General features: G+C 66.0%; 20 protein-coding genes and 1 other RNA gene. 9 read left to right on the forward strand and 12 right to left on the reverse strand.

Features of this window, described 5'->3' with window-relative positions:
- Window positions 1-267 precede the first annotated feature (267 nt).
- Genes rimP through rbfA form a run of 5 tightly spaced genes read left to right on the forward strand, consistent with a single transcriptional unit; the run spans window position 268 to window position 6342 of the window.
- Window positions 268-792: a ribosome maturation protein RimP gene (rimP, locus tag FYJ91_RS07500; RefSeq protein ID WP_149521649.1), complete on the forward strand. Its 525-nt coding sequence runs from the start codon at window positions 268-270 to the stop codon at window positions 790-792.
- A 7-nt stretch (window positions 793-799) separates the two neighbouring features.
- The gene (gene nusA, locus FYJ91_RS07505) at window positions 800-2416 is read left to right on the forward strand and encodes a transcription termination factor NusA (protein ID WP_149521650.1); all 1617 of its coding nucleotides are present in this window, start codon (window positions 800-802) and stop codon (window positions 2414-2416) included.
- Window positions 2417-2472: 56 nt separating this feature from the next.
- Entirely contained in the window at window positions 2473-3189 is a 717-nt protein-coding gene (locus tag FYJ91_RS07510) for a DUF448 domain-containing protein (RefSeq protein ID WP_149521651.1), read from the forward strand.
- A gap of 27 nt (window positions 3190-3216) precedes the next feature.
- On the forward strand, window positions 3217-5895 hold the full coding sequence (infB, locus tag FYJ91_RS07515) for a translation initiation factor IF-2 (protein WP_149521652.1): 2679 nt from the start codon (window positions 3217-3219) through the stop codon (window positions 5893-5895).
- Window positions 5896-5943: 48 nt separating this feature from the next.
- The gene (gene rbfA, locus FYJ91_RS07520; RefSeq protein ID WP_149521653.1) at window positions 5944-6342 is read left to right on the forward strand and encodes a 30S ribosome-binding factor RbfA; all 399 of its coding nucleotides are present in this window, start codon (window positions 5944-5946) and stop codon (window positions 6340-6342) included.
- A 42-nt stretch (window positions 6343-6384) separates the two neighbouring features.
- Here rbfA and FYJ91_RS07525 read toward each other — a convergent pair whose 3' ends face one another.
- The 9 genes from FYJ91_RS07525 to mscL all read right to left on the reverse strand — a co-directional run bounded on the left by FYJ91_RS07525 (window position 6385) and on the right by mscL (window position 13752).
- Window positions 6385-7389 (reverse strand): sensor histidine kinase, encoded by a 1005-nt coding sequence (locus FYJ91_RS07525; RefSeq protein ID WP_149521654.1) that lies wholly within the window; start codon window positions 7387-7389, stop codon window positions 6385-6387.
- Window positions 7386-7898 (reverse strand): CcdC protein domain-containing protein, encoded by a 513-nt coding sequence (locus FYJ91_RS07530; RefSeq protein ID WP_246152529.1) that lies wholly within the window; start codon window positions 7896-7898, stop codon window positions 7386-7388. Before FYJ91_RS07530 ends, FYJ91_RS07525 begins: the two co-directional genes overlap by 4 nt.
- Before the next feature lie 121 nt (window positions 7899-8019).
- Window positions 8020-10344 carry a polyribonucleotide nucleotidyltransferase gene (pnp, locus tag FYJ91_RS07535; RefSeq protein ID WP_149521655.1) on the reverse strand — a complete coding sequence of 775 codons (2325 nt, stop codon included), beginning with the start codon at window positions 10342-10344 and terminating at the stop codon, window positions 8020-8022.
- Window positions 10345-10535: 191 nt separating this feature from the next.
- The gene (gene rpsO, locus FYJ91_RS07540) at window positions 10536-10805 is read right to left on the reverse strand and encodes a 30S ribosomal protein S15 (protein ID WP_149521656.1); all 270 of its coding nucleotides are present in this window, start codon (window positions 10803-10805) and stop codon (window positions 10536-10538) included.
- Between the two features lie 24 nt (window positions 10806-10829).
- Window positions 10830-11711 (reverse strand): tRNA pseudouridine(55) synthase TruB, encoded by an 882-nt coding sequence (gene truB, locus FYJ91_RS07545; RefSeq protein ID WP_149521657.1) that lies wholly within the window; start codon window positions 11709-11711, stop codon window positions 10830-10832.
- Between the two features lie 42 nt (window positions 11712-11753).
- Complete coding sequence (locus FYJ91_RS07550; RefSeq protein WP_149521658.1) at window positions 11754-12287, reverse strand: HIT family protein; 534 nt, start codon at window positions 12285-12287, stop codon at window positions 11754-11756.
- Window positions 12284-12886 (reverse strand): thymidine kinase, encoded by a 603-nt coding sequence (locus tag FYJ91_RS07555; RefSeq protein WP_149521659.1) that lies wholly within the window; start codon window positions 12884-12886, stop codon window positions 12284-12286. Before FYJ91_RS07555 ends, FYJ91_RS07550 begins: the two co-directional genes overlap by 4 nt.
- A gap of 83 nt (window positions 12887-12969) precedes the next feature.
- Window positions 12970-13309: a transfer-messenger RNA gene (ssrA, locus tag FYJ91_RS07560) on the reverse strand.
- Between the two features lie 5 nt (window positions 13310-13314).
- Complete coding sequence (gene mscL / locus FYJ91_RS07565) at window positions 13315-13752, reverse strand: large conductance mechanosensitive channel protein MscL (protein WP_149521660.1); 438 nt, start codon at window positions 13750-13752, stop codon at window positions 13315-13317.
- 139 nt (window positions 13753-13891) lie between these two features.
- On the opposite strand from mscL, the gene FYJ91_RS07570 reads away from it, so the two are divergent.
- From FYJ91_RS07570 to FYJ91_RS07585, 4 genes are read left to right on the forward strand one after another with little or no spacing between them, the layout of a single operon-like run.
- Window positions 13892-14482, forward strand: coding sequence for a LemA family protein (locus FYJ91_RS07570; protein ID WP_149521661.1), 591 nt, complete (start codon window positions 13892-13894; stop codon window positions 14480-14482).
- Between the two features lie 7 nt (window positions 14483-14489).
- On the forward strand, window positions 14490-15308 hold the full coding sequence (locus FYJ91_RS07575) for a TPM domain-containing protein (RefSeq protein ID WP_149521662.1): 819 nt from the start codon (window positions 14490-14492) through the stop codon (window positions 15306-15308).
- Window positions 15308-15976, forward strand: coding sequence for a TPM domain-containing protein (locus FYJ91_RS07580; RefSeq protein WP_149521663.1), 669 nt, complete (start codon window positions 15308-15310; stop codon window positions 15974-15976). Before FYJ91_RS07575 ends, FYJ91_RS07580 begins: the two co-directional genes overlap by 1 nt.
- Before the next feature lie 17 nt (window positions 15977-15993).
- Complete coding sequence (locus tag FYJ91_RS07585; protein WP_149522312.1) at window positions 15994-16491, forward strand: NUDIX hydrolase; 498 nt, start codon at window positions 15994-15996, stop codon at window positions 16489-16491.
- A gap of 42 nt (window positions 16492-16533) precedes the next feature.
- On the opposite strand, the gene FYJ91_RS07590 is transcribed toward FYJ91_RS07585, so the two are convergent.
- From FYJ91_RS07590 to FYJ91_RS07600, 3 genes are all read right to left on the reverse strand, one after another.
- On the reverse strand, window positions 16534-16848 hold the full coding sequence (locus FYJ91_RS07590) for an ETC complex I subunit (RefSeq protein WP_149521664.1): 315 nt from the start codon (window positions 16846-16848) through the stop codon (window positions 16534-16536).
- 52 nt (window positions 16849-16900) lie between these two features.
- Entirely contained in the window at window positions 16901-19339 is a 2439-nt protein-coding gene (gene hrpB, locus FYJ91_RS07595) for an ATP-dependent helicase HrpB (protein WP_181008389.1), read from the reverse strand.
- A gap of 364 nt (window positions 19340-19703) precedes the next feature.
- On the reverse strand, window positions 19704-21839 hold the full coding sequence (locus FYJ91_RS07600) for a TonB-dependent receptor domain-containing protein (protein WP_149521665.1): 2136 nt from the start codon (window positions 21837-21839) through the stop codon (window positions 19704-19706).
- Window positions 21840-21888 lie beyond the last annotated feature (49 nt).

Genomic DNA, 21888 nt, shown 5'->3' on the forward strand with positions numbered 1-21888 from the left:
TTCGCAAGCTAGTCAATCGTAAAATTGCAAATGCGTCGCAAAATTACGCTGCTGAAATATGTCACTGGTCGGGAATTTACCACGAAGGTGCAGAAATGGTCGGAAAGCGTGCAGCCCTGCCGAGCGCGTTGAAGGCTCGCGGAGCGGCTTGCCCTGCCGAACGGCTTGGCCTATATCGCGGCTCATCTCGACATGGGTAACTCTGACGAGGCCGGGGGCGAACGCTTCCGGCGCCGAAGCCCCGTGCATGCATTATTGGGACTCTGAATGGCGGATATCGCGGCCCTCACGAAGCTGATCGAACCCGAAGCGGACGCGCTCGGGCTGGCGCTCGTGCGTGTCGCGTTCTTCGGTGGCAAGAGCGATCCGACGCTGCAGGTGATGGCCGAACGGCCCGACACCCGCCAACTCGGCCTCACCGATTGCGAAGCGCTTTCGCGCCGCATCTCGGAGAAGTTCGACGAACTCGATCCGATCGAGGAGGCATATCGACTCGAGGTCAGCTCGCCGGGAATCGATCGGCCGCTGACCCGCGCGCAGGATTGGATCGACTGGTCCGGCTTCGATGCGCGCGTGAAGCTCGCCAGCCCGCTGGACGGGCGCAAACAGTTCGATGGCCGGATATTGGGTCGCGATGGCGACTCGGTCCGACTCGATGTAAACAAGCTCGGTGAGATCGCCGTGCCGCTGGACCAGATCGCCAGCGCCAAGCTGATCCTGACTGACGCTCTCATCAAGGCCACCGCGCCGCTTTCGACCGAAGGCGCGGACAGTATCAAAACGGAAGGATAAGCACGTCATGGCCACCGCCATTTCCGCCAACAAGGCCGAGCTGCTCGCCATTGCCGATTCGGTCGCGCGCGAAAAGCTGATCGATCGCGAGATCGTGATCGAGGCGATGGAGGATGCGATCCAGCGTGCGGCGAAGACCCGCTATGGCGCCGAGAACGATATCCGCGCCAAGATCGACGGTAAGTCGGGCGACATGCGGTTGTGGCGCGTCGTCGAGGTGGTCGAGCAGGTCGACGACTATTTCAAGCAGGTCAGCCTGGTCGACGCGCAGAAGCTGCAGAAGGGCGCCGTCGTCGGCGACTTCATCGTCGATCCGCTCCCTCCGATCGAGTTCGGCCGCATCCAGGCGCAGGCCGCCAAGCAGATCATCTTCCAGAAGGTCCGCGACGCCGAGCGCGAGCGCCAGTTCGACGAGTTCAAGGATCGCGCGGGTGAGATCATCACCGGCGTCGTCAAGCGCGTCGAGTTCGGCCACGTCGTCGTCGATCTGGGCCGCGCCGAAGGCGTCATCCGCCGCGATCAGCAGATCCCGCGCGAAGTCGTCCGCGTCGGCGATCGCGTTCGTTCGCTGATCGCTTCGGTCCGTCGCGAAAATCGCGGTCCGCAGATCTTCCTCAGCCGCGCGCACCCCGATTTCATGAAGAAGCTGTTCGCGCAGGAAGTGCCCGAAATCTACGACGGCATCATCGAGATCAAGGCCGCCGCCCGCGATCCGGGTTCGCGCGCCAAGATCGGCGTCATCAGCCATGACAGCTCGATCGACCCGGTCGGCGCGTGCGTCGGTATGAAGGGCAGCCGCGTTCAGGCCGTCGTGCAGGAAATGCAGGGCGAGAAGATCGACATCATCCCCTGGTCGCCCGACACCGCCACTTTCGTCGTCAACGCGCTGCAGCCGGCACAGGTCGCCCGCGTCGTGATCGACGAGGAAGAGAGCCGGATCGAGGTGGTCGTTCCCGACGATCAGCTGAGCCTGGCCATCGGTCGTCGCGGCCAGAATGTTCGTCTCGCTTCGCAGCTCACCGGCTCGGCGATCGATATCCTGACCGAGGCCGACGCCAGCGAGAAGCGCCAGAAGGAATTCGTCGAGCGTTCGGAGATGTTCCAGAACGAACTCGACGTCGACGAGACGCTTGCGCAGCTGCTGGTCGCCGAGGGCTTCGGCGCGCTCGAAGAGGTCGCCTATGTCGAACTCAGCGAAATCGCCGAGATCGAAGGCTTCGACGAGGAGCTGGGTCAGGAGCTTCAGAGCCGTGCGCAGGAGGCGCTCGATCGCCGCGAACAGGCTGCGCGCGAAGAGCGCCGTGGCCTTGGCGTCGAGGATGGCCTGGCCGAAATCCCCTACCTGACCGAAGCGATGCTGGTCACGCTGGGCAAGGCGGGCATCAAGACGCTCGACGACCTCGCCGATCTCGCATCGGACGAACTGGTTCTCAAGAAGCGCGCCGAACAGCGTCGCCGTGGTCCCGACAAGAGCGATCGCGGAAACGATCGTGGCGATCGTGGCCAGTCCGAAGCCGACAAGGGCGGCGTGCTGGGCGACTATGGCCTGTCGATGGATCAGGGCAACGAGATCATCATGGCTGCGCGCCACGCTGCAGGCTGGTTCGCGGAGGATGAAGCCTAAGATGCAGTCCGCCGTCATCATCGGCATCGCGCCGTCGCGGGAGGTCGCTCCCGCGAATGTCAAACGATGAACATTTCGAAGGCATAGCCGAAGCGGATACGGGAACGGGCGGCAAGCACGTTCCCGAACGCAAGTGCATCCTGACGGGCGCGCATGATGCGCGCGCTAATCTGATCCGGCTCGCGCTCGGGCCGGACGGCATCGTGCTGCCCGATCTGCGCGCCAAGGCGCCGGGGCGCGGGGCGTGGATCGGCGTCGACAAGGCCGCGCTCGAAATCGCGATCGCGAAGGGCAAGCTCAAGGGCGCTCTCTCCCGCGCGTTCAAGACGGGCGAGATCACGATCCCGGCCGACTTACCCGATATGATCGCGCAGGGGCTGCAGCGTCTCGCGCTCGACCGGCTCGGTCTGGAGAATCGCGCGGGCGCGGTGCTGGCCGGGTCGGATCGGATCGAGGAGGCTGCGCGTCGGGGGCAGGTTCACCTGCTTTATCACGCGGCCGATGCGGGCACCGACGGCAATCGCAAGCTTGATCAGGCGTTGCGTGTGGGCAGCGATCGGGAGGGCAGCGACCTCAGGGGCTTGGTAATCCCGGTATCGCGCACCATATTGTCGATGGCGCTTGGGCGTGAGAATGTGGTACATATCGCCTTGACCGCGCCGGCTTCCGCCGCGCGCGTCGCGCAAGCGTTCGCCCGCTGGTGCGGCTTTATTGGACGGTTCGACGCGCCCGTACCTTGCGAAGATGCTTCGCGGGGTCCATCGGCGCTTTAAGTTTGAAGTGAAGGGTTCGGTTTACTGATGAGTGACGACAACAAGCCGAAGCTGGGCATGCGCGCGCCGCTGGGCCTCAAGCGCACGGTCGAGACCGGGCAGGTGAAGCAGAGCTTCAGCCATGGCCGTTCGAACACCGTCGTGGTCGAAGTGAAGCGCCGCCGTGTCCTCGGCCGTCCGGGCGAAGCCGAACCGCAGGTGATCGAAGAACCGCAGGTTCAGGCCGCTCCGACCCCGGCTCCGGCTCCAACTCCGGTAGCGGCTCCCGTCGCTGCCCCGACTCCGGTCGCGCCAGCTCCGGCCGCCCCGGTCGCTGAGGCACCTGCCCCGGCCGCCCCGGCGCCTGCTCCGGTTGTAGCAGCGCCGACGCCGCGCCCGGCCGCACCTCCGCCCCCGCCGCGTCCGCCGGTTCCGACCCGCGCGCTGACGCCGCTCGAACGTCGTGAACAGCAGGCGCGTCTGTTGCGCGAAGCCGATGAAGCGCGGATGACCGCGCTTGAGGAGGCTCGTCGTCGCGAGGACCGCGCCAAGGTCGAGGCGACGGAGGAAGAAAAGCGCCGCGCCGAAGAGAATCGCCGTGCCGACGAAGCTGCGCAGCGCGCGGCCGCCGAGGAAGCTGCCGTTCGTGAGGCGGAAGCCGTCGAGGCTGCCGCCAACCCGGCTGCGGCCGAGCAGGCGCCGCAGGCCGGTGTTGACGAAGCCCGCCCCGCCGGCTCTGCCGTGCCGCCGCCCCGTCGCTTCACGCCGGTCACGCCGGCGCGTCGTCCCGAGCCGGCCAAGCCCGCGCGCGACCGCAAGGGCGACGATCGCCGCCAGTCGGGCAAGCTGACCGTCACCCGCGCACTCGACGACGATACCGGCGGGGCACGTGCGCGTTCGCTCGCCGCGCTCAAGCGTGCCCGCGAAAAGGACAAGCGCGCCCACCAGATGGGCGGCCCCGCCACCAAGCAGGTCCGTGACGTCGCGGTGCCCGAGACCATCACGGTCGGCGAACTCGCCAACCGCATGGCGGAGCGTGGTGCAGACCTGGTGAAGGCGCTGTTCAAGATGGGCATGCCCGTCACGGTCAACCAGTCGATCGATCAGGACACCGCCGAGCTGCTCGTCACCGAGTTCGGGCATAACATCAAGCGCGTGTCGGATAGCGACGTCGATCTGGTCACGACCGACGACGTCGATGCGACGGAAACGCTGCAGTCGCGTGCGCCGGTCGTCACGATCATGGGCCATGTCGATCACGGCAAGACCAGCCTGCTCGATGCGCTGCGCGGCACCGATGTCGTGTCTGGCGAAGCCGGTGGCATCACCCAGCATATCGGTGCTTATCAGGTACAGGTGGCGTCGGGCGACAAGATCACCTTCCTCGACACGCCGGGCCACGAAGCCTTCAGCGACATGCGCGCACGTGGTGCCAACATCACCGACATCGTCGTGATTGTGGTCGCAGGCGATGATGGTCTGCGTCCGCAGACGATCGAGGCGATCAACCACACCAAGGCGGCCGACGTGCCGATGATCATCGCGATCAACAAGATGGATAAGCCGGGCTCTAATGCCCAGAAGGTCCGAGAAGCGCTGCTCCAGCACGACGTCCAGGTCGAATCGATGGGCGGCGACGTGCAGGAGGTCGAGGTTTCGGCGCTCAAGAAGACCGGTCTCGAAGACCTAGTCGAGAAGATCCAGCTTCAGTCCGAACTGCTCGAACTGCGCGCCAATCCCGACCGTTCGGCCGAAGGCACGGTTGTCGAAGCCAAGCTCGACAAGGGCCGTGGTCCGGTCGCGACGGTTCTGGTTGGCCGCGGCACGCTCAAGGTCGGCGACATCTTCGTCGTCGGTGCCGAGAGCGGCAAGGTCCGCGCGCTGATCGACGACAAGGGCCGCAACATCAAGGAAGCGGGCCCGTCGCAGCCGGTCGAGATTCTCGGCCTGTCGGGCGTGCCCGGCGCTGGCGACAAGCTGTCGGTGGTGGAAAGCGAAGCCCGCGCCCGCGAGATCGCGGCCTACCGCGCCAGCGTGATCCAGGCGAAGCGCACCACCAATGCCCCGGCGACGCTCGAGTCGATGTTCTCGGCATTGAAGGCGAAGCAGGCGCAGCAGTTCCCGGTGGTCGTGAAGGCGGACACGCAGGGATCGGTCGAAGCGATCGTCGGCTCGCTCAACAAGATCTCGACCGACGATATCCAGGTCCGGATCCTGTCGGCCGGTGTCGGTGGCATCACCGAGAGTGACGTGACGCTGGCGGCGGCCTCCAAGGCGCCGATCATCGGCTTCCACGTCCGCGCCAATGCCAAGGCGCGCGAATTCGCCACGCGGGATGGGGTCGCGCTCAAATATTATGACGTGATCTACGACCTGCTCGACGAAATCCGCGCCGCGATGGCGGGTCAGCTCGGTCCCGAATATTTCGAGACCGTGGTCGGCCGCGCCGAAATCCGCGAGGTCTTCTCGGCGGGCAAGCATGGCAAGGCAGCGGGTCTGCTCGTCACCGAAGGCATCATCCGCAAGGCGCTCAAGGCGCGTATCACGCGCGACGACGTCATCATCTACAGCGGCGAGATCGCGTCGCTGCGTCGCTTCAAGGACGATGTCGCCGAAGTGCGCGCCGGCCTGGAATGCGGTGTGACGTTCACGCAGAACTTCACCGATATCAAGGCGGGCGACTACCTCGAAACCTTCGAAGTCGAGGAACGCGCGCGCACGCTGTAATGCGTTTCCCTCCCTCGCTTCGTGCGGGGGAGGGCGTGGATACGAACTATGCGTAACAATGAAACTGCCGAAGGCCGCTCCGTCCGCCTGCTCCGCGTTGGCGAGCAGGTGCGCCATGCGCTGTCCGATATCCTGACGCGCGGCGAGGTGCATGACGAGACACTGGCCAAGCACATGGTCTCGGTCACCGAAGTCCGCATGTCCACCGACCTGAAGCACGCGACCGTCTTCGTGAAGTCGCTGCTCGGCCGCGATGAGGAGGTGGTGCTCAAGGCGCTGCGCACCCATACCGCCTTCTTCCAGAGCGAGGTCGCGCGGCGCGTGAACACCAAATATGCGGCCAAGCTGAAGTTCATCGCCGACGAGAGCTTCGACGAGGGCAGCCATATCGATGCGCTGCTGCGCAAGCCCAGCATTGCGCGCGATCTGGGCGAGGGCGAGGGCTGACTTTCCCATCCGCCCCCGGAGGGGGAGGATCCAGACGTCGTTTCAGCCCTCGCTCGGCAACCTCATCCGCGCCGCAGCACCCGTTTCGTTCGACAGCGTGAAGCTTGCCTGCAGTTGCTTGGCCAACATGCGGGCGAGGCGCAGGCCCATGCTGCGGCTCTCGGCAAGGTCGAAGCCGTCGGGCAGGCCGCAACCATCATCGACGACGGTCAGCCCGATATGGCCGGGTTCGCGTCGCACATGGATCGCGATCGTGCCGATGTCGCGATCGGCGAACCCGTGCTCGAGCGCGTTGGCGATCACCTCCGCGATGATCAAGGCGACCGGGATCGCGGCATCGGGTGACAGGACGACGCCATCATCGGATTCGATCGTGCAGATGATACCCGGCTTGCCGCTGGCGTCGATCATGTCGGCCGCAATCTGGCGCAGATAGTCGGGCAAACTCAACCGATCGCCATTCGGATCGTGGAGCTGCCGCTGGATCCGGCCGATCAGGCCCAGCCTGCGCGCAGCCTCGTCGAGGGCGGCGCGCGCGGCCTCGTCCTTCACCTCGCGACGCTGCAGGGTCAGCAGTCCACTGACGACCTGCAGGTTGTTCGAAACGCGATGCTGCAACTCGCGGAACAGGATTTCGCCTCGCTCGACGAGCGCCGCATTGCGCTCGCGTTCGGCGATCAGGCGCCGATTGGTCTTTTGCAGCCAGTCGACCAGGACGATGTCGACGCCGGCCACGAAGGCGTAGAAGCCCAATGCGAACATCACCTGGGGCGAAAGGTCGAACGCGTTCGAAGGGGGAATGAAGAAATACCACGCCAGCACGCCGCCCAGAACCGCCGCGAGCGTGCCCGCGCGCCAGCCGAACAGGAATGCGGTCAGGATGATCGCGGGAAAGAAGCTGACATAGGGATAGCCCACCGGAAGCGCCGGTGCCGCGAAATAGCGGATGGCGAAGGCGATCGTGATGATGCCGATCGCCCCGGCCTGGCCCAGCCACGGCCGCTCGGCGGCCAGCGGCAGCCGTTCAAGGAAACGGGTGCGATTCACCGGCCGCGCGCTTCGTCCAGCAGGCGGCTGGCGCGCAGGTAGATCTCGACGCGGTATAGGGTCAGGACTCCGATCGCGAACCCGACGAAGATGTCGGTGACGAGCGTCGCGCCCATGTGCCAGCGCGCATCGCCCATCTCGACCGCCGATCGCAGAGCCCATCGCACCCCGATCAGCGCGACGATGAAGATCAGCGCGGCAGGCGATGTCGTCTGGTTGATTTCATGTGTCTCCGGGTCGACGCCGATGTGGATCAGCCGTGCGCGCTGCCAGCCGACGGCACCGCCCAGCACCGCCGCGATCGCAACCCACAGCCAGCCGAGGCCGACGGGCGGAAGCTGGGAGAAGATGAAGATGGCGAAGGCGATGAAGATCGTGGGAATGATCCACAAGGTCTCCAGCCGCAGCCGCCGGGCCTTGCCGACATTGCGCAGCCGCATGAACAGCACGAAGGCGATGATCGCCCCGGTGATCGCGTAGCGCGTCAACTCGGCCGCCGTCAGGTGCATCTCTGATCCGCCCCCCAAACCACGCGGCGGGCGAAATGTAACATGGCGATTCCACGCCCGAAACAAAAAAGGGAGGCTCCTTTCGAAGCCTCCCTTTCTGTTCAGCTATCTGAAGGACCGATCAGTCGTCGTCGCGCTTCAGGAAAGCGGGGGCGAACTCGGGCGCGGGGCCGTCGTCATTGCCACCTTCCGAACGCTCGCGGCGCGGACCACGGTCTCCGCCGTCGCGGCGCGGGCCACGACCACGGTCGCCATCGCGACGGGGGCCGCGATCGCCGTCACGGCGCGGGCCACGATCGGGACGGTCGCCGCGCGGTTCGCGCGGTTCGCGGGCCGGACGGGTGTCTTCCAGCTCTTCGCCGGTTTCCTGATCGACGACGCGCATCGACAGGCGAACCTTGCCGCGCGGATCGATCTCGAGAACCTTGACCTTGACCTCCTGGCCTTCGGTCAGCGCGTCCGAAACCTTCTCGACGCGCTCGTTCTTGATCTCCGAGACGTGGACGAGACCGTCCTTGCCGCCCATGAAGTTCACGAACGCGCCGAAATCGACCAGGTTGACGACCTTGCCGTTGTAGATCTTGCCCACTTCGGCCTCGGCGACGATGCCGATGATCCAGTTACGGGCGGCTTCGATCTTCTCCGGCTCGGACGAGCTGATCTTGACGGTGCCGTCATCGTCGATGTCGACCTTGGCGCCGGTGGTGGCGACGATCTCACGGATGATCTTGCCGCCGGTGCCGATGATGTCGCGGATCTTGTCCTTGGGAACCGACATCGTCTCGATCCGCGGCGCGTGCGCCGACAGCTCGGTGCGGGTGTGATCGAGCGCCTTGGCCATCTCGCCCAGGATGTGGGCGCGGCCTTCCTTGGCCTGCGTCAGCGCGGCTTCGAAGATCTCGCGGGTGATGCCGGCGATCTTGATGTCCATCTGCATCGTGGTGATGCCTTCGGACGTGCCCGCCACCTTGAAGTCCATGTCGCCGAGGTGATCCTCGTCGCCCAGGATGTCGCTGATCACCGCGAAGTCCTTGCCTTCCAGGATCAGGCCCATCGCGATGCCCGAGACGGGGCGCTTGATCGGCACGCCGGCGTCCATCATCGCGAGCGAACCGCCGCACACCGTCGCCATCGACGACGAGCCGTTGGACTCGGTGATGTCGCTGGTCAGGCGGATCGTGTAGGGGAACTCTTCCTTGGTCGGCAGGACGGCGTGCAGCGCGCGCCAGGCGAGCTTGCCATGGCCGACTTCACGACGACCCGGCGCGCCGAAGCGACCGACTTCACCGACCGAATAAGGCGGGAAGTTGTAGTGGAGCATGAAATGCTCGTAGCGCAGGCCGGTCAGGCCATCGATCATCTGCTCCGATTCCTTGGTGCCCAAGGTGCAGGTGCTGATCGACTGGGTCTCGCCGCGGGTGAACAGCGCCGAACCGTGCGCGCGGGGCAGGAAGTGCGCTTCCGCGACGATCGGACGGACCGTCTTGGTGTCGCGGCCGTCGATGCGGCGGCCTTCCTTGAGGATCGCGGTGCGGACGATGTCCGCCTCGATCTTCTTGACCAGCTTCTGCGCGGCCATCTGCTCCTGTGGCGTCCGGTCGGCCATCGCCGCCTTCGCCTTCGCGCGCGCTTCGTTGAGCATCGCGGCGCGATCGGACTTCAGCGTGGTCTTGTAGGCAGCGGCGATGTCGTCGCCGATCAGCTTCTTCAGCTCGGCCTTGACGGCCGAGGTGTCGGTCGCGGCCTTCAGTTCCCACGGATCCTTCGCGGCCTTCTCGGCCAGCTTGATGATCGCGTCGGCGGCCACGCGGCATGCGTCATGCGCGAACAGGACGGCGCCGAGCATGATCTCTTCCGAAAGCTCCTTGGCTTCGGATTCGACCATCATCACCGCGTCGTGCGTGGCAGCGACGACGAGGTCGAGCTCGCCTTCGGCAACCTGGCTGTCGGTCGGGTTCAGCTGATATTCGCCATCCTTGTAACCGACGCGCGCGGCGCCGATCGGGCCCATGAAGGGCACGCCCGAGATGGTGAGCGCAGCCGACGCGGCGACCATCGCCAGGATATCGGGCTCGTTCTCGCCGTCATAGCTGAGAACCTGCGCGATCACGTTGATCTCGTTGTAGAACCCTTCGGGGAACAGCGGGCGGATCGGGCGATCGATCAGGCGGGAGACCAGGGTCTCCTTCTCGGTCGCGCCGCGCTCACGCTTGAAGAAGCCGCCGGGGATGCGGCCGCTGGAGAAATACTTCTCCTGATAATGGACGGTCAGCGGGAAGAAGTCCTGCCCTTCCTTGACGCTGCGCGCCGCGGTGACGGCGCAGAGGACGACGGTTTCACCGAGGGTCGCGAGCACCGCGCCGTCGGCCTGACGGGCAACGCGGCCCGTTTCCAGCGTGAGGGTCTTTCCGCCCCACTGGATTTCTACCTTCTTGGTATCGAACATTGGGTTTCCTTGTCTCCGAACGCCCTATGCGTTCGGGGCCTATGCCGGCGGCCGTTCTGGCCGCCGTGTGGGGCGACCCGCCTCAGGGCCGCCGTGGCGGGATCTTGTGCCCGCCGTCCTGCCCGATGCCGAATTGCATTGGGCCGGAAAGAAGAACGGCCCCGCGAAGGGGGCCGTCCGGTCTGTTGGGCTTACTTGCGCAGGCCCAGCTTGGCGATGAGAGCGGCGTAGCGTCCCGCGTCCTTCTTCTTCAGATAGTCGAGAAGGCTGCGGCGCTTGTTGACCAGCATCAGCAGGCCGCGGCGCGAATGGTTGTCCTTCGCGTGGGTCTTGAAGTGCTCGGTCAGGTTGGCGATGCGCTCGGTCAGGATCGCGACCTGGACCTCGGGGCTGCCGGTGTCGCCATCGACGCGGGCGTTGTCGGCGATGATGGCGGTCTTGCGCTCGGCGGTAACGGTCATTTGTCTGTTTCCTTCGACATCGGATCACATGTTCAGGCCGCGCACGACCCGGGTCTCGGGTCCGATGGTCTCCACGAGCGCGATGGGCGTATCCCCTTCGATCGCAAGTTGGAGGCCAGCTTGTGCGGCGATCCCGATCAGCTTCCGCCCCTCGCGGAGCGCCCTTGCCTGATCGGGAGTGACGGATAGAGCCGGGATGTCGTCCAGCCCCGCCGTCAGCGGCAAGAGGAGTTGTTCAAGGCGCTGGGCCTTAGCGAATTCGTCCAGCTTGTCCAGTTGATTCGCCTGGTCGAGCGTGAACGGACCCGCCTTGGTGCGCCTCAGCATCGTCACATGGCCGACGGTGCCCACCGCCTGCGCGATGTCCCGCGCGAGGCTGCGTATATAGGTGCCCTTGGAGACGCGGGCGGAAAGGGTGACGCTGCCCGCATCATGCCCGACCACCGACAGCGCGTGGATCGTCACGGCGCGCATCTTCATCTCCACCTCCTCGCCGGCACGGGCGAGGTCATAGGCACGCTGGCCGTCGATCTTGAGCGCGGAGTAGATGGGCGGCACCTGCTCGATGGGTCCGGTGAAGCGCGGCAGCACCGCCTCGATTTCCGCCAGCGTCGGCCGCACGTCCGATTCCGCCACGACCTTGCCTTCGAGGTCGAGCGTATCGGTCTGCACGCCGAAGCCGATCGTGAAGTCGTAGCCCTTGTCGGCGTCGAGCATCCGGCCCGACAGCTTGGTCGCCTCGCCGATGGCGATCGGCAGCACGCCCGTGGCGAGCGGATCGAGCGTTCCGCCATGCCCCACTTTGAACTTGCCGTAGCCGCCGGTGCGCAGTGCGCGCTTTACCGCCGACACCATCTGGGTCGATCCGGGGCCGATAGGTTTGTCGATGATGATCCAGCCGTGCATGGCGCGCGGCCTTAGCGACCCCGCGCCCCTCACGCCAGCCGATCAGTTCGCTGGCAGTTCCGCCTTGATCCGCTCGGCATCGGGGGTGAGTTGCTCGACGGTCTGGCGGGGGCCGCCCTTTTCGCCCCACGGCTGTCCCCTGTAGCGCGGGATCACATGGACGTGCAGGTGGAAGACCGTCTGGCCATAGGCATTGTTCTGCTCGATCGAAAAGCCGTTGGCGCCCAGCGCTTTCATCTGCGCCTGCCCAACGCGCCGCGCGACGGCCATGATCTTGTCGAGATCGGCCAGGTCGATCTCGAGCAGGTTGCGTGCCTTCGACGTCTTCGAGATCACCAGCACATGCCCGCGCTCGACCGGTTGTATGTCCATGAACGCGACGACCGCATCATCCTCATAGACCCTGGCGGCCGATGCCTCGCCCCGGATGATCTTCGCGAAGATGTTGTTCTGCTCGTAGCTGCCGGGAATCAGCGCCTGGGCCTGCGCGGCCGGCGTGACCCGCGGTGCAGGTATCGTCGCGCAGCCGGCGAGCAGTGTCATGCTCGCGATAAGACCGATCCGCTTCATCATCATGCCATTTGCCCCCCGGTCCCCGCCCAGCCCATCTGCGCCATGAAATGGCGGCGGCACAAAGCCACATAGCGTTCGTTGCCGCCCACCTCGATCTGCGCGCCCTGTGTTACGGCTTTGCCGTCGGCATCCATCCGCAGGTTCATCGTCGCCTTGCGCCCGCATGCGCAGATGCCCTTGAGCTCGACCAGCGAGTCCGCGATCGCCAGCAAGGCGGCACTGCCGGGAAACAGCTCGGCGCGGAAATCGGTGCGTAGCCCATATGCCAGCACGGGCACGTCTAGCTCGTCGGCGATCGCCGCCAGCTGGAACACCTGTTCGCGGCTCAGCCACTGCGCCTCGTCGACCAGCACGCAGCCGATCGGCCCGTCGCCGAGCGCGGTGGCAACCTTGGCGAAGATGTCGCTGTCCTGCTCGATCGGGTGCGCATCCGCCTCCAGCCCGATCCGCGAGCTGATCGCGCCGGCACGAAAGCGGTCGTCGAAGGCGGCCGTGAACAGCATCGTGCGCATGCCGCGCTCGCGATAGTTGAAATCGGCCTGCAGCAGCGTGGTCGATTTGCCGGCGTTCATCGCCGCATAATAGAAATAGAGTTTGGCCATCGCCGCTGATGTAGCGGGCGGGTTCGTAGATCGGGAAGGGGTAAAGTGGGGAGCTTCTGTTGCTCGGTGCCCCCCGGACCGCCGGATTCCGCTTCTGTTGCCCGGTGCGGACCGAACCGCGCTAAGCCTAAGTAACTTTGTCCGTGAGGACTAGGTTACGCGGCGATCGCGAGTGCCTCGTTATCGTTAGCACTTGTAGTTTTGAACGGTTTAACGGCTCATTCAGGCCGGGCAAACTGCCGCCTTTGAATACACGTCGATCCTAGTTCGGCCCCATCATGAAGCCCGGAAAACCGGGCTTTGTGGTGGAGCCGCCGGGTACCGCCCCCGGGTCCGCTGCATCTATTACACGGCACGATTTATCACCATAGCCGGCAAGCCGGCCCGACCGATATAGGACGGGTCGCAGCGGATTTGAAGTGCGGTAATCAGCCCTTCTTTTTCAGCTCGGCCAGAATCTCACGCAGCAGCACGACATCCTCGGGTGGCGCCGCCGGGGCTGCGGGCTTGGCTTCTTCGACCTTGTCGAGTTTGCGGACCGCGCGGACCAGCAGGAACATCACGAACGCCACGATCAGGAAATTGACCGCGATCGTCGCAAACTGGCCGAAGCCGATCATCGCGACACCGGCCTTCTTCAGATCGGCGTAATTGGTCGCCGAACCCACGAAGTCGGCCGGAATCGCGCCCAGGCGCAGGAAATAGCTCGAAAAATCGAGCCCGCCGAAAATATACCCGATCAAGGGCATGATCAGATCGTCGGTCAACGACGACACGATCTTGCCGAAGGCCGCGCCGATGATGACCGCCACGGCCAGATCGACCACATTACCCTTGTTGATGAACGCCTTGAAATCGTTCAGCATAAGCTCGCTCCTCCAATGCTGTGCAGGGTCCAAGCATCCCGTTCGTGCAACAAAGGTCAAGCTCGGCCATTGAAGCCGTAACGAACCGCGCTTACTTGCCTATTCGGCTAATACAGCCGTCAACAGGGATTCACGCCAGATGACCGATCGTCGTTTCTCCGTCCTCATGCTCGCCCCCGTCGCCGCGATCGCGGTGTCCGGCTGCGGCATCAACTCGGTGCCCGCCGCGCAGGAAGAGGCGAAGGCGAAATGGGCCGACGTGCAGACCCAGTATCAGCGCCGCGCCGACCTGATCCCCAATCTGGTCAACACGGTGAAGGGCTATGCCAAGCAGGAATCGACCGTCCTGACCGACGTCACCAATGCCCGCGCCCGCGCGACCGGCATCCAGCTGTCGGCCGACGATCTGAGCGATCCCGCCAAGGTGAAGGCGTTCGCCGATGCGCAGGGCCAGCTTTCGGGTTCGCTCAGCCGGCTTCTGGTGGCGTCGGAAAACTACCCCGACCTCAAGTCGTCCGACCAGTTCATGGCGCTGCAGAGCCAGCTCGAAGGCACCGAGAACCGGATCGCGATTTCGCGTCGCGACTATAACGAGTCGGTGCGCAGCTATAACACGCTGATCCGCACCTTCCCGACCGCGATCGGCGCCAAGGTGTTCCACGGCGCGCAGCCGATGCAGCCGTTCGAGGCCGCAGCGGGTTCGGACAAGGCGCCGAGCGTCAGTTTTTAACATGAACATGGCGATCACCCCCTCTGCCCGTTTGGGGAGAGGGTCGCTGTGGCTGGTGGCGCTGCTCCTCGCCGCGCTGCTGGCGATGCCCGCCTTCGCGCAGACCTTTCCCAAGCTCAGCGGCCGCGTGGTCGACGACGCGCATCTGCTCAGCGCCGAACAGACCGCCTCGCTCACCACCAAGCTCGAAGCACTCGAACAGCAGAGCGGGCGGCAGATGGTGGTCGCCACCGTGCCCAGCCTCGAAGGCTATGACATTTCGGACTATGGCTACCGGCTCGGTCGCGAATGGAAGATCGGCGAGGCAAAGGTGAACAGCGGCCTGCTGCTGCTCGTCGCCCCCAATGAGCGCAAGGTTCGGATCGAGGTCGGCTACGGTCTCGAACCGATCGTTACCGACGCGCTGTCGAGCGTGATCATCCAGCGGCAGATCATCCCCCGCTTCAAGCAGGGGGACATGGCCGGCGGGATCGAAGCGGGCGCCAACGCGCTGCTCCAGTTGCTCCAGCTTCCGCCGGAAGAGGCACAGGCGAAGGCGCAAGCGATGGTCGCGGCCGACAAGAAGGCCCGCAAAGGCGGGGGCGGCGTGCCGCTGTCGCTGATCTTCTGGATCATCGTCATCATCTTCATCGCGCTCTCCAGCCTGCGTCGGGCCGGTGGGCGGCGCTATCGCAGCGGCGGCATCCCGCCCGTCATCATCTGGCCGTCGAGCGGCGGCGGATGGGGCGGCGGTTCCGGTGGCGGAGGCTGGGGAGGCGGAGGCGGAGGTGGCTTTTCTGGCGGCGGCGGATCGTTCGGCGGCGGCGGATCGTCGGGGAGCTGGTGATGCAACTGAGCGAAGCCGATATCCAGCGCGTCACCGACGCGGTGACCGCAGCCGAAGCGACCACCGACGGTGAGATCGCGACGATCGTCGCGCACCATTCGGACAGCTATAACGACGTGCCGTGGGCGTGGGCGACCTTGGTCGCGCTGCTGGCGCTGTCGGTCTATGCGGCCTTCCCCGATTTCTATCTGGGGTTGCTCGATCGGATGAGCGGCGGCTGGCACGTGTGGACGATGCGCGAATGGCTGACGGTGCTGACCGTCGCCACCGCGATCAAGCTGCTCGCGACGCGCTACATCGTCGGCTGGGGCCCGATCCGCATGGCTCTCACGCCGGGCGCGACCAAGACCCGCCGGGTCCACCGCCGCGCGATCGAGCTGTTCCGCGCCACCACCGAGCATCGTACGAAGACGCGCACCGGCGTCCTCATCTACCTGTCGCTCGCCGAGCATCGCGCCGAGATCGTCGCCGACAAGGCGATCGCCGCGAAGGTCGACGACACTGTCTGGGGCGAGGCGATGGCGGCGATGATCGTCGAGTTGAAGGCCGGCCATCCCGGCGAAGGCATGGCGGCGGCAGTCGCGAAGGTCGCCGCGGTTCTGGCCGAGCATTTCCCCCATACCGGCACCGACCCGGACGAGATCTCGAATCGGATGCTGCTGCTGTGAGCGATCCGATCGAAGTGATGTGGCAAGGTCGCTTCATCACCGCCAAGCGCGAGGGCAAGTGGGAATATGTCGGCCGGGCGCGTGGCATTCGCGCCGCCGTGATCGTCGCGGTCGACGAGGGGCATGTCCTGCTGGTCGAACAGTTTCGCGTGCCGCTCAAGAAGCACTGCATCGAGCTGCCCGCCGGGCTGATCGGTGACGAGACCGAGGGTGAGGCGGTGGAGATCGCGGCGGCCCGCGAGCTGGAAGAGGAGACCGGCTATCGTCCTGCCGGGATCGACGTGATCGGCGAGTTCGCCTCGTCGCCGGGCATGGTCTCCGAAACCTTCACCCTGGTTCGCGCGACGGGGCTCACAAAGGTGCATGATGGCGGCGGAGTCGATGGCGAGGACATCATCGTCCACCGCATTCCCCTGGCCGATGTCGCGGGCTTCATCGATACCCAGCGCGGGCTGGGCAAGATGATGGACGTCAAGCTGCTCCTGCTGCTGGGAGCGGGGATCCTCGCGGCTTAACAACCTTGCCTCCCCTCCCTGTAAGGGAGGGGGGAGAGCTTTTTAAAGGATCGTGTGGCCCGGCTCGATCGCGCCGACGTTGAAGTTGTCGGCATAGGCCTGATACTTCACGGTCCGCGCCGGAGCGGGGACGACGGTGGCGGTCAGGCCGTTGCGGATCGCATAGTCCTGCGCAGCTTCGAGTGTGGGGAAGGCGAGCTTGACCTGCCCGTTCGTGTCGCCCGATCCGGCCCAGCCGGTCAGCGGATCGGGCTGCTTCGCCTCGGCGGGCTCATGTTCGAGCATCCAGGTCGCCGTGCGGGCGCGGCCCGATTGCATGGCGTTCTTGAACGTCTGGTAGATGCGCGCCTGGGTCATGGTCCACTTCCCGAAAAGTCGCTTCGCGATTGCAGCAAATCGCCTTGGATCGTCAAGGCCGTTGGCTCGCCTTCTTGGTCCGGAGCGTCGGATCGGCAACGGCGGGGTCGTCGGGCCAGGGGTGGCGGGGATAGCGGCCGCGCATCTCCTTGGCGACGGCGGCCCAGCTTCCGGCCCAGAAACCGGGCAGATCCTTGGTCGTCTGGATCGGCCGTCCGGCAGGCGAGGTAAGGCGCAGGGTCAGCGGCACGCGGCCGCCACCGACCATCGGATGCGCGGTCATCCCGAACAAAGTCTGCGGACGCATCTCGACCGCGGGGCCTCCCTCGGCGGCATAGTCGATCGGGTGTTTCGAACCGGCGGGCGTGCCCAGATGTTCGGGCGCGAGCCGATCGACTGCCTGCCGTCCGTCCCAGCCCAGCAGCCCGTCGAACGCCGACGCGGTGATCGCGGGCAGGCGGCGCTGGCTCTCGACAAGCGGACCTAGCCAGTCGTCGAGGCTGGCCAGGAGCGCATCGTCGGACAAGTCGGGCACGCTCTCGTCATGCTGGCGGGCGAAGAGAGCACGGGCGCGCAATGCATCGGCGCCCTCGGACCAGTCGAGCAGGCCAAGGCCGCGCGTGCGGACCGCGTCGACCAGAGCCTCGGCGATCTCGCGCGCGTTGGCGGCTTCGTCGCGCCCACTCGACAGGACGATCGCGCCGAGGCGCTTCTCGCGCCGCGCCTCGACCGCGCCGGTCGCGGGATCGAAGCGGGCGGTGCGCTTCGTCTCGATCCGGTCGGCGAACAATCGTTCGACTTCGCGCGCGTCGATCGGGGCGGCGGAGAGGATGCGCGCGCCGGCGGCCGACCCTTGCGTCTCCGCCACCGCAAGCCATTCGGCGCTGGCGAGGGGGGAGGTGGGATCGAGCCGGAAGCCGCGTCCGCCGCTGCTGATCCAGTCCTCGCCCGACGCCGATCGGCGCCTGGCGATGCGATCGGGGAAGGCGAGGGCGACGCAGGCGGCGAGGTCGGTGTCGTCGGGATCGCCCGATGCCTTGACGAGCGATAGCCAGCGCCGCGCCAGTTGCCGTGCGCCATCGGCCCTTTTACCGCGCTCGCCGCGCCAGCGGCGCAGGCGTAGCTCGAGGTCGGCGTCGTTGCCGCCTAAGCCGCGTTCGGACAGCAGCACCGCGACGGCGGCGGCGGTAGCGGCCATGTCGCGCTCGGCGGCGCGGAGCATCATGTGGGCAAGGCGCGGCGGCAGCGGGAGTGCGGCCATCGCCTTGCCATGCGCGGTCGGGCGACCATCGGCGTCGATCGCTTCGAGCGAGGTGAGGCGGGCGCGTGCTTCGGTGATGGCGGCAGAGGGGGGCGGATCGATCCATTGGAGCGACGCGGGATCGGCGACGCCCCACAAGGCGCAATCGAGGGTGAGCGCGGAGAGGTCCGCCTCCAAGATTTCGGGCGGGTCGAAACGGGGGAGGCCAGCGGTCGCGGCCGCTTCCCACAGCCGATAGACGATGCCCGGTTGCTGGCGGCCGGCGCGGCCCGCGCGCTGGGTGACGGCGGCCTGGCTCGCGCGCTCGGTGACGAGCCGGGTCATCCCCGCCGCGCGATCGTAGCGCGGGCGGCGGGCGAGGCCGGAATCGACCACGATGCGCAGGCCGTCGATCGTGATGCTGGTCTCGGCGATCGATGTGGCGAGGACAAGTTTTCGCAGCCCCGGCGGGGAAGGAGCAATCGCCGCGCGCTGCTCGGCCGGATCTAGACTGCCGTGGAGGCGGTGGAGGATCACGTCGGCGGGCAGGCGATCAAGGCGTTCGGCCGTCCGCTCGATCTCGGCGACGCCGGGCAGGAAGGCGAGCAGGCTGCCGCTCTCCTCCGCCAGCGCGCGGCGGATCGTCGCGGCCATATCGTCCTCGATCCGGCGCTCGGCGGCGCGCGGCGCGTGGCGGATGTCGATCGGGTGACTGCGGCCCTCGCTTTCGATCCGGGGCGCGTTGCCCATTAAAGTCGCGAAGCGATCACCATCGAGGGTCGCCGACATCGCGACGAGCCGCAGGTCGGGCCGCAGCGCCGCCTGCGCATCGAGCGCGAGGGCGAGGCCGAAATCGCTGTCGAGGCTGCGTTCGTGGACCTCGTCGAACAGCACGGCGGCGATGCCGTCGAGTTCGGGGTCGGCCTGGATCCGCTGGACGAAAATCCCCTCGGTGACGACGAGGATGCGGGTTGCGGCCGACTGCTTGCTGTCGAGCCGGGTCGCATAGCCGATCGTGCGCCCGACCGGTTCGCCCGCCAGCTCGGCCATCCGCTCGGCCGCCGCGCGCGCGGCGAGGCGGCGGGGGGAGAGGAGCAGGATCTTGCCGCCGGCGATCCACGATCGATCGAGCAAGGCGGGGGCGACGGCGGTGGTCTTGCCCGCGCCCGGCGGGGCGACGAGCACGGCGTTGGGGCCGGCGTCGAGCGCCGCGACCAGATCGGGCAGGACCGCGTCGATCGGGAGGGGCATCACAATCCTCCCCGGTACGGGGAGGGGGACCGCGCGAAGCGTGGTGGAGGGGGCGAGAGATTGGACGTGCCGCTTGTGGCGAGCCCCCTCCACCGGCTGCGCCGGTCCCCCTCCCCATGCCGGGGAGGATTGGAGGGCGTGATTCGGGTCCACGACATGGCACTCGACGGGGCCAAAGTTGTGGAAGTTGTCACTACGTCAGCGTTGAAATCGCTTCCGGTAATGGGGCCGCGATCGAACGACAGAGGTGCGGAGAAGGGCGACGCGCAGGGCATGGCCCGTCCCGCCTGACAGAGAAAATCCTACATTGGAAGGGCTTTGGGGAAGAGGGCGACGCCGATCGGTGCGCCGCCCTGATCCGCGATCAGAAGTCGAATGTCACCGACAGCCAGTAACGGCGCGGTTCCTGCGGGTTGGCGAAGGCGGGGGCATAGACCGTCGTCGCGCCGCTCCGATAGTCGAGGTAGGGCGTGAAATCCTTGTCGAGGATGTTGTACACCGCCGCGCTCAGGCGGAGGACCGGGGTGAGCTGGTAATTGCCGCCGATGTGGAACTGCTCATAGGCGCGGAAGCTGCCGAGCGCGGTCTGCGCGGCACCCGCGCCGCGATAACGCTTCGAACGATGTTCGGCACGGACCCAAGTCGACAGCTTGTCGTTCACCTTCCAGCGCAGATTGCCGTTGATCATGTGTTTGGGCGTGCTGACCAGCGGTTCGCCCGCCTCGGCGCCGCTCTTCTGCTCGCTCTCGGTATAGGTGTAATTGAGGCCGAGCGAGACGGCGGGGCTGAAGTCAAACTTTGCCGCGGCCTCGATGCCGCGCGTGACGGCATTGTCGACGTTGATCGTCTGGCCGAAGCTTTCGGCGCGGGGAAATTCACCGATGTTGAGACAGCCGGGCCGGTTGCGCTGAACCGACCAGGTGCAGTTGAGGATCGGCGGGGCGCTGGCGATCTTGTCCTTGAACTTGTTGTTGAACAGCGTGACGTTGCCCGAAAACAGGCCACCATCATTATAATAGACGCCGATTTCGGTGGTGGTGCTGACTTCGGGCTTCAGGCCTGGCGTACCGATCAGCGGAATGGTGCCCTGGCCGCCGAAGCCGACGATGCCGGGGGTGATCTGATCGAGGCGCGGCGTCTTGAAGCCGCGGCTGATGCCGCCTTTCACGGTCAACGCGTCGGTCGCCTTCAACACCGCATAAGCGCGGGGCGAGAATTTGCCGCCGAACGTCTCGTGATCGTCGTAACGGCCGCCAAGTGTCAGCGTGAAGGGATCGAAGACGTTCCAGGCGGCTTCGGCAAACAAAGCCCACTGGACGAATTCATATTTGTCGACGGCGACGCCATCGACCATCTCAGCCTTCCAATATTGGCCGCCGACCGTGGCGTTGACCCGGCCGAGCGGCACCACCGCGCGGCTGTCCAGAATGGTGTTGGTCGCCTTCAGCTCGCGATCGGCGCCGGGGGTCTTGCCGGGGGTGCCGGGCGGGATGGTGCGGCCGAACGTCTCGGTGATGTTGCGGGTCAGGGTGGTGTCGAACTGCGCAAAACCCGCGCGCCATGTATGGGCGAGGACGTAATTGTCGCGGTTGAACTTCATTTCGGGGCCATAGCCGCCCGCGACCGTGCCGGTGCCGAGCTGTGATTCCGAATTGTCGTAGCGCTGGCGGTTGATGTCCGCCTCGATCCACAGATCATGGTCGACATGCGGGGTGAAGGTGATGCGCCCGCCCAAAGTGTAGGTTTCGGACTCCACCGGGCTGGGGCCACGGGTGCTGATCTCGACCGGCTGGCCGTTCACATTGTCATAGGTGAGCGCGGCCGCTTCGCGCTTGAAATAACTGCCGCGCAGAGTGAGGCCGACGAGGTCGCGAACGACCGGTCCCTGCATATAGGCGTTGCCCGAATAGATATTGCCGTACTGGCCATCTTCCTGAAGCGTGGTTTCCGCGGTCGCGGTGCCGGCCCAGCGATCGCCGACCTTGCGGGTGATCAGGTTGATGACGCCGCCCATCGCGTCGGATCCGTAGAGGGTCGACATCGGCCCGCGCACCACTTCGATCCGGTCGATCGCGGAGAAGGGCGGCAGGAAGCTGGTCGATGTTTCGCCGAAGCCGTTGGGGGTGACGTTGCCCGGCGCGTTCTGACGACGGCCGTCGACGAGGATGAGCGTATAGTCGCTCGGCATGCCGCGGATCGAGATGTTGAGCCCGCCGGTCTTGCCCGCAGTCTGGCCGACGTCGATGCCCTCCACGTTCACCAGCGCTTCGGCGAGGCTGCCGAAGCGGCGCTCCTGCAGTTCGGCGCGGTCGATGACGCTGATGCTGGCGGGGGCATCGATGATCTTCTGTTCGAAGCCGGCGGCGGTGACGACGATGTCGCTGCCGTCGGTGGTGTCGGCGGGGGCCGCATCCTCGGCGATCGCCTGCGCATGGAGAAGTGCGGCGAGCGCAACAAGGGAACCGCGCCCGACAAGGCGCGCCATATTCGATCCGGTCATAAGCCCCCGCTATTAGGAATGATTATCAGTAGCGGGGCGGCTCGTGGGT

It is taken from the genome of Sphingomonas montanisoli (assembly GCF_008274695.1).
In the GTDB taxonomy this organism is placed as follows: Bacteria; Pseudomonadota; Alphaproteobacteria; order Sphingomonadales; family Sphingomonadaceae; genus Rhizorhabdus; species Rhizorhabdus montanisoli.

Excerpts from the sequence above, each read along its gene's own strand:
- rimP (WP_149521649.1), top strand. The coding sequence starts at position 268 with ATGGCGGATATCGCGGCCCTCACGAAGCTGATCGAACCCGAAGCGGAC.
- nusA (WP_149521650.1), top strand. The coding sequence starts at position 800 with ATGGCCACCGCCATTTCCGCCAACAAGGCCGAGCTGCTCGCCATTGCC.
- FYJ91_RS07510 (WP_149521651.1), top strand. The coding sequence starts at position 2,473 with ATGTCAAACGATGAACATTTCGAAGGCATAGCCGAAGCGGATACGGGA.
- infB (WP_149521652.1), top strand. The coding sequence starts at position 3,217 with ATGAGTGACGACAACAAGCCGAAGCTGGGCATGCGCGCGCCGCTGGGC.
- rbfA (WP_149521653.1), top strand. The coding sequence starts at position 5,944 with ATGCGTAACAATGAAACTGCCGAAGGCCGCTCCGTCCGCCTGCTCCGC.
- FYJ91_RS07530 (WP_246152529.1), bottom strand. The coding sequence starts at position 7,898 with ATGCACCTGACGGCGGCCGAGTTGACGCGCTACGCGATCACCGGGGCG.
- pnp (WP_149521655.1), bottom strand. The coding sequence starts at position 10,344 with ATGTTCGATACCAAGAAGGTAGAAATCCAGTGGGGCGGAAAGACCCTC.
- rpsO (WP_149521656.1), bottom strand. The coding sequence starts at position 10,805 with ATGACCGTTACCGCCGAGCGCAAGACCGCCATCATCGCCGACAACGCC.
- truB (WP_149521657.1), bottom strand. The coding sequence starts at position 11,711 with ATGCACGGCTGGATCATCATCGACAAACCTATCGGCCCCGGATCGACC.
- FYJ91_RS07550 (WP_149521658.1), bottom strand. The coding sequence starts at position 12,287 with ATGATGATGAAGCGGATCGGTCTTATCGCGAGCATGACACTGCTCGCC.
- FYJ91_RS07555 (WP_149521659.1), bottom strand. The coding sequence starts at position 12,886 with ATGGCCAAACTCTATTTCTATTATGCGGCGATGAACGCCGGCAAATCG.
- mscL (WP_149521660.1), bottom strand. The coding sequence starts at position 13,752 with ATGCTGAACGATTTCAAGGCGTTCATCAACAAGGGTAATGTGGTCGAT.
- FYJ91_RS07570 (WP_149521661.1), top strand. The coding sequence starts at position 13,892 with ATGACCGATCGTCGTTTCTCCGTCCTCATGCTCGCCCCCGTCGCCGCG.
- FYJ91_RS07575 (WP_149521662.1), top strand. The coding sequence starts at position 14,490 with ATGGCGATCACCCCCTCTGCCCGTTTGGGGAGAGGGTCGCTGTGGCTG.
- FYJ91_RS07580 (WP_149521663.1), top strand. The coding sequence starts at position 15,308 with ATGCAACTGAGCGAAGCCGATATCCAGCGCGTCACCGACGCGGTGACC.
- FYJ91_RS07585 (WP_149522312.1), top strand. The coding sequence starts at position 15,994 with ATGTGGCAAGGTCGCTTCATCACCGCCAAGCGCGAGGGCAAGTGGGAA.
- FYJ91_RS07590 (WP_149521664.1), bottom strand. The coding sequence starts at position 16,848 with ATGACCCAGGCGCGCATCTACCAGACGTTCAAGAACGCCATGCAATCG.
- hrpB (WP_181008389.1), bottom strand. The coding sequence starts at position 19,339 with ATGCCCCTCCCGATCGACGCGGTCCTGCCCGATCTGGTCGCGGCGCTC.
- FYJ91_RS07600 (WP_149521665.1), bottom strand. The coding sequence starts at position 21,839 with ATGACCGGATCGAATATGGCGCGCCTTGTCGGGCGCGGTTCCCTTGTT.